Source organism: Hymenobacter daeguensis (assembly GCF_054780555.1).
The window spans coordinates 72,932-88,263 of the sequence record NZ_BAAGWC010000005.1; the positions used below are offsets into that span (position 1 = coordinate 72,932).

General features: G+C 60.9%; 16 protein-coding genes. 7 read left to right on the forward strand and 9 right to left on the reverse strand.

Annotated features, from left to right (window positions below; all coding sequences use genetic code 11):
• Positions 1–15: 15 nt before the first annotated feature.
• The 4 genes from gldG to ACYVHT_RS08450 all read right to left on the reverse strand — a co-directional run bounded on the left by gldG (position 16) and on the right by ACYVHT_RS08450 (position 4,397).
• Positions 16–1,752, reverse strand: coding sequence for a motility-associated ABC transporter substrate-binding family protein (gldG, locus tag ACYVHT_RS08435; RefSeq protein ID WP_460549991.1), 1,737 nt, complete (start codon positions 1,750–1,752; stop codon positions 16–18).
• Positions 1,753–1,797: 45 nt separating this feature from the next.
• Positions 1,798–2,523 (reverse strand): ABC-2 transporter permease, encoded by a 726-nt coding sequence (gldF, locus tag ACYVHT_RS08440; RefSeq protein WP_460549993.1) that lies wholly within the window; start codon positions 2,521–2,523, stop codon positions 1,798–1,800.
• Positions 2,524–2,656: 133 nt separating this feature from the next.
• Complete coding sequence (gldA, locus tag ACYVHT_RS08445; RefSeq protein WP_460549995.1) at positions 2,657–3,565, reverse strand: gliding motility-associated ABC transporter ATP-binding protein; 909 nt, start codon at positions 3,563–3,565, stop codon at positions 2,657–2,659.
• Between the two features lie 139 nt (positions 3,566–3,704).
• Positions 3,705–4,397: an SDR family oxidoreductase gene (locus ACYVHT_RS08450; RefSeq protein ID WP_460549997.1), complete on the reverse strand. Its 693-nt coding sequence runs from the start codon at positions 4,395–4,397 to the stop codon at positions 3,705–3,707.
• Positions 4,398–4,523: 126 nt separating this feature from the next.
• Here ACYVHT_RS08450 and ACYVHT_RS08455 point away from each other — a divergent pair, with 126 nt between their 5' ends.
• Positions 4,524–5,225: a head GIN domain-containing protein gene (locus ACYVHT_RS08455; RefSeq protein ID WP_460549999.1), complete on the forward strand. Its 702-nt coding sequence runs from the start codon at positions 4,524–4,526 to the stop codon at positions 5,223–5,225.
• Between the two features lie 17 nt (positions 5,226–5,242).
• Here ACYVHT_RS08455 and ACYVHT_RS08460 read toward each other — a convergent pair whose 3' ends face one another.
• Complete coding sequence (locus ACYVHT_RS08460; protein ID WP_460550001.1) at positions 5,243–5,974, reverse strand: SDR family oxidoreductase; 732 nt, start codon at positions 5,972–5,974, stop codon at positions 5,243–5,245.
• A gap of 91 nt (positions 5,975–6,065) precedes the next feature.
• On the opposite strand from ACYVHT_RS08460, the gene ACYVHT_RS08465 reads away from it, so the two are divergent.
• The gene (locus ACYVHT_RS08465; RefSeq protein ID WP_460550003.1) at positions 6,066–6,797 is read left to right on the forward strand and encodes an MlaE family ABC transporter permease; all 732 of its coding nucleotides are present in this window, start codon (positions 6,066–6,068) and stop codon (positions 6,795–6,797) included.
• 93 nt (positions 6,798–6,890) lie between these two features.
• On the forward strand, positions 6,891–7,706 hold the full coding sequence (locus ACYVHT_RS08470; protein ID WP_460550005.1) for an ABC transporter ATP-binding protein: 816 nt from the start codon (positions 6,891–6,893) through the stop codon (positions 7,704–7,706).
• Positions 7,707–7,777: 71 nt separating this feature from the next.
• On the opposite strand, the gene ACYVHT_RS08475 is transcribed toward ACYVHT_RS08470, so the two are convergent.
• From ACYVHT_RS08475 to ACYVHT_RS08490, 4 genes are all read right to left on the reverse strand, one after another.
• Positions 7,778–8,308 (reverse strand): metal-dependent hydrolase, encoded by a 531-nt coding sequence (locus ACYVHT_RS08475; RefSeq protein ID WP_460550007.1) that lies wholly within the window; start codon positions 8,306–8,308, stop codon positions 7,778–7,780.
• Between the two features lie 112 nt (positions 8,309–8,420).
• Positions 8,421–9,053, reverse strand: coding sequence for a bifunctional nuclease family protein (locus ACYVHT_RS08480; RefSeq protein WP_460550009.1), 633 nt, complete (start codon positions 9,051–9,053; stop codon positions 8,421–8,423).
• Positions 9,054–9,274: 221 nt separating this feature from the next.
• Entirely contained in the window at positions 9,275–10,252 is a 978-nt protein-coding gene (locus tag ACYVHT_RS08485; RefSeq protein ID WP_460550011.1) for an electron transfer flavoprotein subunit alpha/FixB family protein, read from the reverse strand.
• 127 nt (positions 10,253–10,379) lie between these two features.
• Positions 10,380–11,120, reverse strand: a complete 741-nt coding sequence (locus ACYVHT_RS08490) for an electron transfer flavoprotein subunit beta/FixA family protein (protein ID WP_460550013.1) — start codon at positions 11,118–11,120, stop codon at positions 10,380–10,382.
• Between the two features lie 153 nt (positions 11,121–11,273).
• Here ACYVHT_RS08490 and ACYVHT_RS08495 point away from each other — a divergent pair, with 153 nt between their 5' ends.
• The 4 genes from ACYVHT_RS08495 (at position 11,274) to ACYVHT_RS08510 (ending at position 15,285) form a co-directional block, all read left to right on the forward strand.
• Entirely contained in the window at positions 11,274–11,612 is a 339-nt protein-coding gene (locus tag ACYVHT_RS08495) for a tetratricopeptide repeat protein (protein WP_460550015.1), read from the forward strand.
• 275 nt (positions 11,613–11,887) lie between these two features.
• On the forward strand, positions 11,888–12,673 hold the full coding sequence (locus ACYVHT_RS08500) for a DUF937 domain-containing protein (RefSeq protein WP_460550017.1): 786 nt from the start codon (positions 11,888–11,890) through the stop codon (positions 12,671–12,673).
• Positions 12,674–12,831: 158 nt separating this feature from the next.
• A complete protein-coding gene (locus ACYVHT_RS08505; protein WP_460550019.1) occupies positions 12,832–14,100 on the forward strand; it encodes a TolC family protein in 1,269 nt (422 codons plus the stop codon).
• Positions 14,101–14,205: 105 nt separating this feature from the next.
• Positions 14,206–15,285, forward strand: a complete 1,080-nt coding sequence (locus ACYVHT_RS08510) for an efflux RND transporter periplasmic adaptor subunit (protein ID WP_460550021.1) — start codon at positions 14,206–14,208, stop codon at positions 15,283–15,285.
• Positions 15,286–15,332: the final 47 nt, after the last annotated feature.

A 15,332-nucleotide genomic window follows, 5' to 3' on the forward strand; every position in this document is an offset into this window, starting at 1 on the left:
GCCAGGCTATATCCGTTAGCTCGCAAACCCCGCGTAGCGCCGCTTGCGCCGCCAAGCCCGCACGGCCCCGAAAGCCCCCAGCAACAGCAGCGGCGCGCCGAGGTTGAGCAGCTGCCAGCGACGGCGCTGCTCGGCGAGCTTCACTTTGTCGAGGGGGCGGAGGGTGATTTGCTTGCCGCGCACGGCGATGAGGCCGGTTTCGTCGAGCAGGTAGTCGGTGGCGTTGAGGACCAGCTCGCGGTTGGCGAATTCGGTGTTGGCGAGGCGGTCGAAGCCCAGGCGGTAGGGGTTGCCGGTTTTGGGGTCGACGTCGGAGCGGATGAAGTCGCCGTCGGACACGACCAGGATTTTGCTGGGTTTGGCGTTGGCCGGCTTCTCGGGTTGGAACTGCAGGGTGCCGGGCCGGGCGCGGTTGGCGAAGAGTGAGGTGAACTGGCCTTCGAGCAGGTAGCCCACCGGCTGGAAACCCTTCTGATAGAGCTTGGGGTTGGGTTCGAGGCGGGCGTCGTTGAAGTTGATGGGCACCGGGGCGGGGAGCACGCGGGTGTAGCGCGAGGTGGTCATCAGCGCGGTTTTGCGGATGCCGGTGGCCTTCACCGTGTCGAGGTTGCCCACGAATTTCAGGTACACCGCGTCGAGGTTGCGGGTGATGGGGTGGGGGCTAAACTTGTTGATGAGCGGGTAGAGCTGCCAGGGCATGGGCTCGATTTTGGGCTTGGCGCCCTCCATGCCCGTCACGAGCGGAATCTGGCCGCTGTTGAGGTCGAGCAGCAGGTTGGGGTTCAGGCGCAGGCCGTATTTGAAGAACAGGTTGTCGAGGTTGAGGTTGTAGGGCGTGGCCAGCGAGGCGCCGTTGCGGCTCACGCTGTCGAGGTCCACGCGCAGGGCATCGACAAAAAACAGCGCCCGGCCGCCCTGGGTGATGAACTGGTCGAGCTTGAACTTGTCGTCTTCGGAGTAGGGCGTTTTGGGCTGGGCCACCACGATGGCGTCGAGCGCGCTCAGGTCCTTCACCTTGCTGAGCGTGACGCGGAATACGTCGTACTGCTGCTGCCAGCTGCCGAGCATGTCGCCGGCCTGCACGTTGTCGAGCTCGCCGTGGCCTTCCACCACGCCGATGCGCTTGCGCAGGCTGGGCACCAGCGCCCGGATGGTGCTTGCCAGCTCGTATTCCAGTCCTTCGATGCTTTGGTTGAGGCGCACTTCGGCCGGCGCGGCCTGGTTGCCGCGCAGCAGCAGCACCGATTTGTCGTGCCCGCCCACGCTCACCACGGCGTAGGGGAAAATGATTTTCTCGACGCGCTTGCCGTTTTCGGTGGCCCCAAGGTTGGTGGGTTTCAGGCCTTTTTTGAAGAGGCTCTGGTAGAAGGTGTTGCGGGCAGCTTCGGTGCTGCCGGCGCTGGGGTCGATGAAAATGTAGTTCAGGTTGGCCCCGCCGTAGACCTGGAATTCGGTGAGGGTTTCGCGCACGCCCTGCTCGAGCCGGCGGAAGGCAGGCGGGAAATCACCGCTGAGGTACACCGTGACGGTGACCGGCTGCTTGAGGTCGCGCAGCAGTTTCTTGGTCGCGTCCGACATGGTGTAGCGCTTCTCCTCGGTCATATCGACCCGGAAAAAGAAGCGCTGGGCAATGAAGTTGAACAGCAGCAGCCCGCCGATGATGGCGGCGAAGGTTAGCAGGTCGTTGCGTTTGCGGCTTGTAGCGTAAGCTTCAGCTTGCGCCGGGGAGAACGAGTTTTCGGATGGATTCATAGAGGTCAATTGATGGCAGACGGGAACAAGCTAAAGCATGTTCTACTACCAGTTCCGGCTCCGCAAAGCCAGCCGCGTGCCTTGCAGCGCCACGGCCACCACGCTGAAGAAATAAACCAAGTCGCGCGAGTCGACCAAACCTTTGCTCAGGTCGCGGTAGTGGGCCGCGATGCCGAGCTGGCTCACGTAGTAAGCCGCGCTGCCTTGCAGCACCGAGGCCAGCGAATCGAACCCTGAATACACCAGAAAGCAGCCCACCACGGCCACCAGAAAGGCAATAATCTGGTCGCGCGTCAGGGCCGAGGCCAGGATGCCAATGGCCGCGAACACTGCCGCCAGCAGCGCCAGCCCCAGGTAAGAGCCCACCGTGGCAGCCGAATCGATGTTACCCTCGGGGCTGCCCAGCTTGTACACCGAGTAATAATAGAGCAGCGTGGGCACCAGCGCCAGCAGGGCCAGCAGCAGGCAGGCTAGGTACTTGCCGCCGATAATCTGCCCGTCGGTGAGCGGCCGGGTGAGCAGCAGCTCGATGGTGCCGGCCTTCTTCTCCTCGGCAAACGTGCGCATGGTGAGGGCCGGAATCAGAAACAGGAATATCCACGGGGCCAGGTTGAACAGCGTCTGCAGGTCGGCGTAGCCGTAGTCGAGCACGCTGCTATCGGGGAAAACCCAGACGAACAGGCCCGTCGCAATCAGGAACACCCCCAGCACCACGTAGGCCACGGGGGAGTTCAGGAAGGCGTTGAATTCTTTTTGGAGGATGGTAAGCATAGTATCTGAGCGTCAGGTAAAAGCACGTCATGCAGAGCGCAGCGAAGCATCTTTACCGCGCAAGTAATTAGTTAGTATTGAGGTAAAGATGCTTCGCTGCGCTCTGCATGACCGTTCTTTTTATCGTTGCCATTTACTTCGTCAACTCCCCAAACACCTCCTCCAGGCTCTGCTGCTCCTGCCGCAGCCCCAGCAGAATCCAACCTTCCTGTCCGGCCAGGCGCGACACGGCGGCGCGCACATCGGTGCCCGGCGCGGTGCGCAGTAATACCGCGCCGTCGGGCGCGAACTCGACGTGGCGCACATTGGGAAGCAGGGCCAGCTTGGCGGTATCCACCGGACCTTCAAACTCGGCGCGCACCACGGTTTCGCCGGCGGCGCGGGCGGCCAGCTCGGCCACCGGGCTGTCGGCCACCAGCTTGCCCCGGCTGATGATGAGCACGCGGGAGCACAGGGCCGTGACTTCGGGCAGAATATGGGTGCTGAAAATGACGGTTTTATCCTCGCCCACCTCGCGGATGAGCTGGCGGATTTCCAGAATCTGGTTGGGGTCGAGGCCGGTGGTGGGCTCGTCGAGGATGAGCACCTCCGGGTCGTGGATGAGGGCTTGGGCCAGGCCCACGCGCTGCCGGTAGCCCTTACTCAGCGCGCCGATTTGCTTGTTCTGCTCGCGGCTCAGGCCCACGCGGCGCACCAGCTCACTCACGCGGGTGCGCAGGCCGGGGCCGCGCAGCCCGTGCACCGAGCCGATGAATTCGAGGTACTCGTGCACGTACATGTCGAGGTAGAGCGGGTTGTGCTCGGGCAGGTAGCCCACGTGGCGGCGCACTTCCAGGCTGTCGGCGAGCACGTCGTAGCCGGCCACGCGCACGGTGCCGGCGGTGGGGGGGAGGTAGCCGGTGGCAATTTTCATGGTCGTGCTTTTGCCCGCGCCATTCGGCCCGAGGAAGCCCACGATTTCACCCTTTCCCGCCGTGAAGCTGATGTTGTCCACGGCGTTTTGGGTGCCGTAGGTTTTGGTCAGGTGCTCGATTTCTACCATGTGTGGTTGATGTTGTCTCGTTGTTCAAAAGAACGTCATGCAGAGCGCAGCGAAGCATCTTTACCGTACAACGCAATCCATTTACTACTGCGGTAAAGATGCTTCGCTGCGCTCGGCATGACGTTCTTTCAATACCATATTACTTCACATTCGCCGGCCGCAGCTGAATCTCCGAAATCATCGTCGTGTCCGGTGCCTCGATGGCGTGTACAATGGCGGCCGCAATGTCTTCGGGCTGCATCTTGTGCGGGTCCGGGGTAACACCAGGCTCCTTGCCGTTGAAGTTGGTTTCGACCGAGCCGGGCATCACGCACGTCACGCGGATGCCCGCCGGGCGTAGCTCCTTAAACAAGGCATCAGAGAAGCCGCGCACGGCAAACTTGGTAGCGCAGTAGCCGCTCAAGCCAGCCGTGCCCGCCGTGCCGGCCAGCGAGGCCACGTTCACGATGTGGCCCGCGTGCTGTTTTTTCATTTGCGGCAGCACGGCGCGGGTGCAGAAGAAGGTGCCCAGCACGTTGGTATCGAACATGGTTTTCCAGTCCTCGGTTTTGAAGCCGTCCACGTCGCCCATGATGCCCAGGCCGGCGTTATTCACCAGCACCTGAATTTCCGGACCCAGCTCGCGCTGGGTATTGGTCAGGGCCTCGGCTACCGAGTGCTCGTCTTGCACGTCGCACTCGAAAAACTGGAAACGGTCGTGCGTCAGACCCTCGGGGGCGGTGCGCGCCCAGCCGGCCACGGCGGCCCCGCGTGCCAGCAGGGCCTCCACGGTGGCGCGGCCGATTCCTTTGCTGGCGCCGGTTACGATAGCAACTTTACCGGTAAGGTCCATTTATCTTTGGAAAAAGTAAGGATGCAGATGCGCTATACGAGTTTGCGGCCGCAAGTTAGCGGCCTGAGAGGGTTTGGAAGGATAGGGCGCACGCTAAGTCGGGCCGGGCTGGGCCTCGCACTGGCTATGAGCCTGAGCACCTGCGGCCCCGGCCACGGCACCGACTGCCTGAAAAGCACCGGTTCCATCGTTACGCACCGCCGCGCCGTGGAGGCCGGGCTGGTTACCGTCACCGCTTTCGATAACGTGGACCTGCGCCTTGTGCAGGATGCCCAGACTTACGCCGAAGTGCGGGCCGGCGAAAATCTCATCGACGACATTGTGCTCACCCGCAAAGGCAACGCGCTGGAAATAACCAACACCAGCACCTGCAACTGGACGCGCAGCTACGACTCGCCCCGCGAGGTGACGCTGCACCTGCCGCGCCTTGCCAACCTGTTTCTGCGCGGCCAGGGCAACGTGAGTACCGTGGGAGCTTTTGCCCAGGATACCATGTTCTGCCACCTCATCGGGGCCGGCGATTTCGACCTGAGCCTGCAGGCGCGCTACCTGAACATCGACCAATACGAGCTCGGCGATTTCAACCTGCGGGGCACAGCCGAGGAGCTCAATTTTACCCTCGGCGGGGCAGGGCGGCTGTTTGCCCAGGGGCTGGCCCTGCGGCGGTGCTATTTCACCACAACGCGCGACAGCGACGGCGATGCCCACGTGCGGGCTTCCGACCTGGTTATCGGCACGGTGGCCGGCAATGGCACGGTGTACTACGGCGGCGCGCCAGCCACCGTGGGCATCCAGGTAACGGGCCGGGGAAGCAAGCGGGCAGAGTAGCCTGCGGGCCACGCCGGCTACAAATCGCCCAGTTGCGGCCGAATCAGCAGCTCTTCCACCACCGCGTGGGCCGATAGATTATGGGCCGAAAAAACGGCTTCGGCTACGTCTTCGGCCTGCACAAACCGCTCGGTGGGCAGCTCCACGCCTGCCCAGCTGGCCGTGAGGGTAGGGCCGGGGAGCACGGCCGTTACGCGCACCCCGCTGGCTTTCAGCTCCTCGCGCAGGTTTTTGGTGAAGCCCAGCAGGGCGTGCTTGGCAATGCCATAGGAGCCGCCATTGGGATAGGCCGTGATGCTGGCCGTAGAGCAGATGTTGAAGATGTGGCCCGTGCCCTGTGCCACGAGGCCCGGCAGCAGGGGCAAGGTCACGTCGTAGGCGCTGAGCAGGTTCACGGCCAGCATCTGGCGAAGCTGGGAGCCGTCGAGGGGCTCGTCCTGCAGGCGGCCCGGCACGAAGGCCCCGGCATTGTTCACCAGCACCGCAACGGGCAGCTGGAGGCGCAGCACAAAAGCGGCAAAACGGGCGCAGTCGGCCTGCTGGCTGAGGTCGGCGGGCAGGGTATGCAGCACGGCTCCGGGAACATTCGCCCGCAATTCGGTTGTGAGCGTGGCCAGGTCGGGGGCCGAGCGGGCACAGGTAGCCACCGGATAGCCGGCACGCAGAAAGCGTTCCACAACGGCCCGCCCAATACCTTTGCTGCCGCCCGTGACGACAATTAATTTTTCACTGGTTTGCGCTGTGCTCATCTGATTTTACGTAAGGTGGCGAGGCCCTCAAAGTTCTGCTTGCAGCAACACCGGCGCCCACCCAACGGTTTTTATTTCCTAACAGCTTCTCATGCTTAAAATTTTCGGCTCGTTCGTCCTCTTTATGCGCGGCATGGTCACGCGCACGGAGCGGTTTAGTGTGCTCTGGAACCGCACCATCGACGAGGCCATACTCATCGGGGTCGATTCCATCGTCATTGTTTCCATCGTGTCGGCCTTCATCGGGGCCGTTACCTGCGTCCAGATTGCCTATAACCTCACCAACCCGCTCATTCCGCAGTCCACCATCGGCTACATGGTGCGCGAGATGACCATTCTGGAGCTGGCCCCCACCATCACCAGCATCGTGCTGGCGGGCAAGGTGGGCAGCAGCATTGCCGGCGGGCTGGGCACCATGCGCATCACCGAGCAGGTGTCGGCGCTGGAAGTAATGGGCATCAACTCAACCTCTTACCTGGTGCTGCCGCGTATTCTGGCGGCGCTGCTCATGTTTCCGCTGCTGGTGATTCTGGCCATGCTGCTGTCCATTCTGGGCGGCTACCTCGCGGGCACCCTCACCGGCGTGATGACGGCCCAGGACTACATCGAAGGCATTCGCACCGATTTCATCCCTTACAACATCGTGTTTGCCCTCATCAAGGCGGTGGTATTTGCCTTCCTTGTGTCCGGCATTTCTTCCTTTAAGGGCTACTATACCACGGGCGGAGCCCTGGAAGTAGGCGCTGCCAGCACCGGAGCCGTCACTAATTCCATCATTGCCATCCTGATTGCCGACTTTGCGCTGGCTGCCATCCTGCTCTAAATCAAGACGCAAACGACCAAATAGGCCGGTGCATGAAGCCGCAAACGCCGCTTGTGCACCCATTCAGCCATTCGTTCAATTACCTGTTACATCATGATTGAGGTATCGAATATCGAAAAGTCGTTCGACGGAAATCCCGTTCTGAAAGGCATCACCTGCACCTTCGAAACCGGCAAGTGCAACCTGTTGCTGGGCGGCTCGGGCACGGGCAAAAGCGTGCTGCTGCAGTGCATCGTGGGGTTGATGAAGCCCGATATCGGCTCCATCACCTTCGATGGCACCGTGTACACCAACAGCAAGATTGACATTCGGCAGGAAATCCGCCGCAAAATCGGGATGCTGTTTCAGGGCTCGGCCTTGTTCGACTCCATGACGGTATCGCAGAACGTGGAGTTTCCGCTCCAGATGCTCACGCCCGAGATGTCGGCCGAGGAGCGCCGCGACCGGGTAGAGTTCTGCCTCAAGCGCGTGGGCCTCGAAAATGCCGGCAATAAAATGCCCGCCGAGATTTCCGGGGGCATGAAAAAGCGCGTTGGCATTGCCCGCGCCATTGCGCCGCAGTGTACTTACCTGTTTTGCGACGAGCCCAACTCCGGCCTCGACCCGCTCACCAGCATCAAAATCGACGGCCTGATTCAGGAAATCACGCACGAATACAACATCACCACCGTCATCGTAACCCACGACATGAACTCGGTGATTGAGATTGGCGAGCACATCATCTTCCTGCACCAGGGCAAAAAGCTGTGGGACGGCACCAAGGAGGAAATCCTCAACGCCACCGTGCCCGAGCTCCGGGACTTCATCTTCAGCAGCAGCCTGGTGCGCGCCGCCAAGCGCGTTGACGAGGAGACGGAAGGCGGCATCGCTGCATTCGCCGAGGAGAGCGAGTCGGGCGGCGGCATCTGACGGTAGCCCGAAAATTACCGCGAAGCCCGTCCTGCCACATTCAGCAGGACGGGCTTTTGGTATAGCACCACCTAGGCTGCTTTGGGCAGCAGCAGCCTGAGGTGCCCCAGGTGGTGCCGGCCGTGCCAGGCATACAGCGCCAGCGTCTGGTCGAGCGTAGCGGTGCGCTGGTTGCCAGGGTGATAAAACGTGCGTTGCCACTGCGCTTCGGTGAGATGGTGCAGCAGCGTAACAAACCGCGTGTGCAGCGCCTCCAGCAGCGTGAGCGACACCGTGATGGGCGTGGCGGCCACGTCGGGCAGCTCGGCCCAGGCCTGTTCCTCGTAAGGCTTGATGGTCGGGTTGTCCTCCGTAAGGGCCAGCCGGAAGCGCACGTAGGCATTTATATGCGAGTCGGCCACGTGGTGAATCACCTGGCGGCCGTTCCAGCCCCCGGGGCGGTAGGGTTGTTCCAGGCCCACGCCGCCCACCGCTTTGGCGGCCGCCGTGAGCTGAGCCGGCAGCTCCGCAATTTGCTGGATGAATGCCTTGCGCTCGGCAGCGGTAAGGGGCGTGGTGGGCAGCTGCGGGCGGCCAATGGGGTATTTGAGGGAGTCGTCCATACAGAAGTAAAAGTTGAGCAGAAGAGGGAGCAAAGCCCGAAAAGCAAAAGTGAAGAGCCAATCGGGGAAAATCCCGGTCAACTCTTCACTTTTCCGATTTTCGATTCGAGTGCTAGCCGTTGCGCTTGTTCAGTTCGTCGCGAATCTTGGCAGCTTTTTCGTAGTCTTCGCGGTTAAGCGCCTCGGAAAGCATTTTCGACAACTCCTCCATCGATACCTGCCCGCTGGGGTCGCGGGGCTCGGGCTGGGCCCGGGGAGCGCGGGGCGAGTCGTGTTCGGCATCGTCGTCCTCGTCGTCGTCCTCGTCTTCCGGGTCGGTTTCGTTTTCGTCAAGGTCGGAGAGAATGATGCCGGCTTCGCTCAGCACGCTTTCGACCGTGTAGATGGGCACCCCAAAGCGCAGGCCGATGGCAATGGCATCGGAGGGCCGGGCATCGATTTCGAACGTCGTGGCCCCGTCGGAACACACAATGCGCGAGTAGAAAACACCTTCCTTGAGGTCGGAAATCACGACTTCCAGAATCACGACGTGCACATGCTCGGCAAACGACTTGAATAAATCGTGCGTAAGGGGCCGGTTGGGGCTGATTTTTTCTATCTGAATGGCAATGCTTTGCGCTTCAAACATGCCAATGATAATGGGCAAGCGGCGGTTGCCGCCCTTCTCGCCCAAAATCAGCGCGAAGGAGCCAGATTGGGACTGGCTGGACGAAAGGCCCAGGATTTCAAGCTGGATTTTTTTCAAGGTAATAGGGGACTGGATGTCTTGGGGCGTGGGGGGAGGGGCGGCTGGGCAGCGGCCGGGGCCGATGAAAAGGATGTAGCTGCAAATAAAGGAAAGTCCGGGCATCTGCCGCCGAATACTGCCCCTGAAACCGCGAAACCCCAAAAAAAGATTGGGGACTCAGCCAGTAGTTTTCTGCCGAAAACCAACTGCCCGAACCCCCAATCAGTTCACGTCTGGTATTAGTTAAGCGCTTTCACGGCAGCAGTCAGCTTGGGCAATACGTCAAAAACGTCGCCCACGATGCCGTAGTCGGCCGCTTTGAAGAAAGGGGCCTCGGGGTCTTTGTTGATGACCACAATCACCTTCGAGCTGTTTACCCCGGCCAGGTGCTGAATAGCGCCCGAAATGCCGCAGGCAATGTACAGATTGGGCGAGATGGTGATGCCCGTCTGGCCCACGTGCTCGTGGTGAGGGCGCCAGTCGACGTCCGACACCGGCTTGGAGCACGCCGTGGCCGCGCCCAGCGCTTTGGCCAAATCCTCAATCAGGTTCCAGTTTTCCGGGCCTTTCATGCCCCGGCCGCCGGAAACGACCAGTTCGGCCTCGGGCAGCAGCACCCCGCCGGCCTGGTCCTGCATCACTACCTGCTTGGGCGCATCGGCAAAGTCGGCATCCGACAGCTGAGCCGAGAAGCTGGCTACTTCAGCCGTTTTGCCGGCATCGTGCGTGGCTTCGGTCGAGTTTTTCTTCACCGCAATGATTTTGCGGTCGCCGCTCAGCACCACATCCGAAAACGCCTTGCCCGAGAAAGCCCCGCGCTTCACCGTGAACTGGCCGCCGTCGGTTTTAGGCAGAGCCACCACGTTGGTCGCCAGGCTGGCTTTCAGCCGCACCGACAGGCGCGAGCCTACTGCCGCGCCAATGTTGCTGTTGGCCAGCACAATGATGTTGGCCTGCTCCTGCTCCGCTGCCGTGGCAATAAGCTTGGTATAGGCATTGTTCACGAAGTCTTTCAGACGCGGCTCCGCGTCGTACAGCACTTTCGCAATGCCCTGCTCGCCCAGTTTGGCGAGGTTGGCTTCATTGGCTTCGCCCACGGCAATGGCCGTGGCGGTGGTGCCCAGTTGGGCGGCCACCTGCGCCCCATACGAGGCAACTTCCAGCGACGACTTCTTTACTTCGCCGTCGGCGCATTCAACTACAACTAATACAGACATCTGGAGAGAATTATGAATTATGAGTTAGAAATTATGAATTGCTGACTACGAACTGTGAATTGCCATTTGAGCCTCAAGACTCTTATGATAGCAATTCATAATTCATAATTTTTAATTCATAATGTAACTAGATGACTTTGGCTTCGGTGCGGAGCAGCGTAATCAGCTCGGCGGCATTGGCCGGGTCGATGAGCTTAACGCCCTGCTTTTTGGGCGGCAGTGCGTACTCGGACACAGTGGTGCGGGCGGGCTCGCCCACGGCGGGCACCACTTTCAGGGGCTTGGTGCGGGCCGTCATGATGCCGCGCATGTTGGGGATGCGGGGCTCGCACATGGGCTGCTGGCACGAGGCCACGAAGGGCGTGTTCACGGTCACGATTTCCTTGCCGCCTTCAATTTCGCGCTCCAGCGTGGCGGTGTTGCCGCTCATGTCCAGCTTCATAGCCGGGGCCACGGTCGGAATGCCGAGCATTTCGCCCACCATGCCGTGCACCTGAAAGCCATTGTAGTCGATGCTTTCCTTGCCCATCAGAATCACATCGTAGGCACCTTCCTTAGCGATGGCCGCAATCTGCTCGGCCACAAAGTAGGCATCCTGCGGGGCAGCGTTGACGCGGATGGCGTCATCGGCCCCAATGGCCAGGGCCTTGCGGATGTTGGGCTCGGTGTCGGCCTCGCCCACGTTGAGGACGGTAACGGTGCCGCTGCCGGCGGCCTCCTTCAGCTCAATGGCGCGGGTGAGGGCGTACTCATCCCAGGGGTTAATCACGAACTGCACCCCGGCCTTGTTAAACTCCTTGTTATCGGGCGTAAAGGCAATTTTGGTGGTCGTGTCGGGCACGTTGGAAATGCAAACCAGAAACTTCATCTAAAGAGGGTTTGGGTGGCGAAATCAAAGAAAAAAGGCTGCATGCATAACAACCTGAAGGGGCTTGCCGGTTTCCGGCAACCACCCTTATACAACGAGATGCGGGAGAAAAGCCGCAATTTTGCCCCAAAGGTAAACAAATCTCTCGCCCTAATGAACACTACGCCCACACGTTTGCAGCAGTTGCTGGCTTTCTACGCCGACGACCCCACCGATGCCTTCACGATATATGCCCTGGCTACCGAGTACCGGGCGCAGGAGCCGGAGCGCGCCTGGGAATTTTACCAAAAGTTAATGCAGGAGCATCCCGACTACGTGGGGACTTACTACCATGCCGGCAAGCTGCTGGAACAATTTGGAAGGAAAGACGATGCGGAGAAAGTGTACCGGACCGGGCTGCAGGTGGCACGCAAGGCTGGCCAGCAGCACGCCGCCAGCGAGCTGCTGCAGGCGCTGAACAGCTGCCTCGGGCTGGACTATGAGGATGACTAGGGCATAGCTGCCCGCAAACCCGAAGAAAATGACACGCTGAAGGGTATTTGTAAAATTTTGAAAATTATACGGTTACCGCTGTGTTTGCGTGTCTGTTGGGAGCGTTTGGTCTCACAGTTCAGGTCCATTTTAGCTGATTGGGCCATTCATCTGGCAGGTAAAAACGATGGTTGGCCGGGCAGGATGGCAGCTTTGTCGGAATGCAGAAAATGAGGGGGAGATAATTCCGCTACTTTGTCTCGACTAAAGGATACCCATCTACCATTCCTCTTGCTATGTCGGATTTACTCGCGGCTGTCTCCACTGCATTTCCACCAGTGCTGAGCGGACATTTGGCTGCCCGGCTGGGGGCGAGCGCAAACAGCATGAAGCGAATGCTTGGCGGAGCCGTGCCGGTGATGTTGGGCGGGCTGACCCGTGCCGCCACACAAAACGCGGCATTGGTATATGAGCTGTGCCAGCCGCCGGTTCGGACTGACGTAACCGGAATATTGGTAATGCTCGGGGGCCGCGAGGTCGCTGGCAGCCCCCTGCATCTTGGCGAAGAGCTGCTGACAGTGGCATTTGGGGATGCGGAGGGGATAGTCGTGCGGGAACTGGCGCGGTATGCCGGGCTGCAGCCTGCCTTGGTGCGTAGTCTGCTGGCATTGGTGGGCACGGCTTTGTTGGGCGTGGTGGGCAAGTATGCTGCCTGCCATACGCTCAAGGCCGAAGGCCTTGCCACCGTGCTGGAGGGCTTGAAAGCCAAGACTAAGGCCATGCTGCCCGCCGAGCTGAAAGACCTGGTGCAGGTTGCGGGGCTGCGCCCGAAGCAACCCTGGCGCATCAGCGCAACGACTTACGCCGCCGTGCGGCAGGTGGCTGCTCAGCAGCCGGGCGCGCGGTGGTACGTGGTGGCAGCGGTGCTGCTGCTCATGACCGGAGCAGGAGTGGTGGTACTGGGAGCGCTGCGCCCGGTGCGCCCGGCACTGCACGCCGCGCAGGCGGCTCCAGTTTCAGTCATTCAGGTTGGTGCCGGGGAGAGCCACGGTAGCAGCCCGGTGCCGAACGGTGATTTCTAACCGGCCAGGAAGCCCCGTTCACCGAGTAATCGGAAGCGTTGGCGGCATTGCCGTTACATTCATTTTATCCTCATGCGAACCCGGCCAACTTTGTCAGGTCATCAATAAAGGATATGTCTCGTCTATTTTTTGCGGTTCTGTTCAGTTGCTGCTGCGGTGTGCTGCTGCCCGCTGCCGCCCAAGCACCGGCTACCACCGTGCCGCCTGCCCCGGCCGATACCATTCGCCTCACGCTGCCGCAGGCCGAGCAGCAGTTTTTTCAGAACAACCTGGCGCTGCTGGCCCAGCAGTATAATGTGACGGTGGCCCAGGCCCAGGCCGTGCAGGCCCGCCTCATCGATAACCCGACGCTGTATGTGGAGCAGGACGTGCTGCGCCGCCGCCTTGGCCGCCCCACGGTGCCCGAGGGCACGCCTTCCAGCGAAGCAATTGTGACGGTGCAGCAGCTGTTTTCGCTGGCCGGGCGCCGCAAGGCCGCCGGCCAGGCCGCCCAGCAAGGCGCCGTGGTAGAGCAATACAACCTCCAGGACCTGCTGCGCAACCTGCGCTACCAGCTGCGCACTACGTACTACGACGTGTTCTATAAGCAGCAGACGCTGAAGGCTTACGCTACGGAGATTTCGTCGCTGACGCGCACGGTGGGCCTCTACCAGACGCAGTTTGAGAAGGGAAACATTGCGTTGAAGGAAGTAATCCGGCTGCGGGCCTTTCTCTTCACGCTGCAAAGCGAGCGGCAGGGCATTCTCAACGACGTGGCTTCGGACCAGGCCGATTTGCACGTGCTGCTGCGCGATGCCAGCGGCAGCCAGTTTGTGCCCGTAGTGGACACCAGCCGCACGCGCGCCCTGAGCCTGAATGGCTATTCTGAGCAGCAGCTCATTGACACGGCCCTGGTGCGCCGCACCGACCTGAACGCCCGCCGCGCCACCCTGGAACAGCAAAACCTGAACCTGCGCCTGCAGCAAAAGCTGGCCACGCCCGACCTGGCCGTGGGCTACACCTACGACAAGGCCGGCTCCTACATCAATAATTACAACGCGCTGACCCTGGGCATTGCGGTGCCCATCTTCAACCGCAACCAGGGCAATATCCAGGCGGCCAAGGCCCAGATTGCGGGCAGCAAGCTGCTTGTGGACCAGCAGCAGCTCATTGTGCAGAGCGAGGTGCACCAGGCCTACCAGCTGGCGGCGCGCAACGACGAGCTCTACCAGAGCACCGACCGCGACACGTCGCCCTTTGCCCGCCTCATGGTCGGCATCGAGCAGAGCTATGCCAAACGCATCTTGTCGGTGGTGGAATACCTCGACTTTTTCGAGTCTTACAAGAACAACCTGGTGCAGCTCAATACCCTGCGCGCCAACCGGGTGCGGGCGTTCGAGCAGCTGAACTTTGCGGTGGGCAAGCCCGTCTTCCGTGCCGACCAGTAGCCTGGCTCGGCCGCCAGCCTCCAGCGCCTGGCTGGCATATCTTCCTGAAATCTATCCCTCATCAAAAGCTAGCAGCTATCAGCTGATGGCTAACAGCGCAATACAATGAACCGTCCTTTCCTGGCCTTGCTGGCCGCCGTGGCCCTCGCAGGCTGCTCCAAACCCGAAGCTAAAGAAGAAAAAAAGGAGGGCTTTCGCCTGTCTGACACCATGATGCAGCAGATTGTGCTGGACACGGTGCGCGAGCGGCCCATTCAGGACGAGCTGGTGCTGACCGGCGAAATCCAGGCCGATGGCGACAAGACCGTGCAGGTGTTTCCGCTGGTGGGCGGCGTGGTGGAAAAGCTGAACGTGCAGCTCGGCGACAAGGTGACCAAGGGCCAGGTGCTGGCCGTCATCAAGTCGGGCGAGATTGCCGACGTGCAGAACCAGACCACGGCCGCCACGTCGGACCTCGACATTGCCCGGAAAAACCTGGCCGTGGCCGAGGATATGTACAAGGCAGGCCTGAACTCGGAGCGCGACGTGGTGCTGGCCCGCGCCGAGGTGACCAAAGCCCGGGGCACGGTGGGCAAAAACGTGAAACAGCTCAGCGTGTACGGCGTGGGGGCCGATGGCATGTATGCGCTGCGGGCCCCGATTTCGGGGTTCATCACCGAGAAAAAAGCCACCGACCACGAGCAGTTCAACGACGACAACGTGGGCAATCTGTTCACGGTGAGTAACTTGGACGATGTCTGGATTATGGCCAACGTGTTCGAGTCGGATATCTCGAAGGTGAAGGTGGGCTACGATGCCGACGTGACCACGCTGAGCTACCCCGATAAGCATTTCCGGGGCAAGATTGACAAAGTATTCAACGTGCTGGACCCCGACAGCAAGGTGATGAAGGTGCGCGTGAAGCTGGAAAACCCCGGCTATCTGCTCAAGCCCGAGATGTATGCCCAGGTGCGGGTGGAGAACACCGAAGGCGCCAAGGCCCTGGCCGTGCCCGCCAAATCGGTCGTTTTTGACAAAGACCGCAACTTCGTGATGGTGTTCCGGGACCGCACCCACGTCGAAACCCGCCCCGTGACCATCAGCAAAACGGTGGGCGACTACAGCTACGTGAGCGCCGGCCTCAAGCCCGGCGACGTGGTGATTGCCAAAGACCAGCTGCTGGTGTACGACGAGCTGAACGACTGATTATCAAATGATGAGTGATGAATGATGAGTGATGAATTGGTCCAATC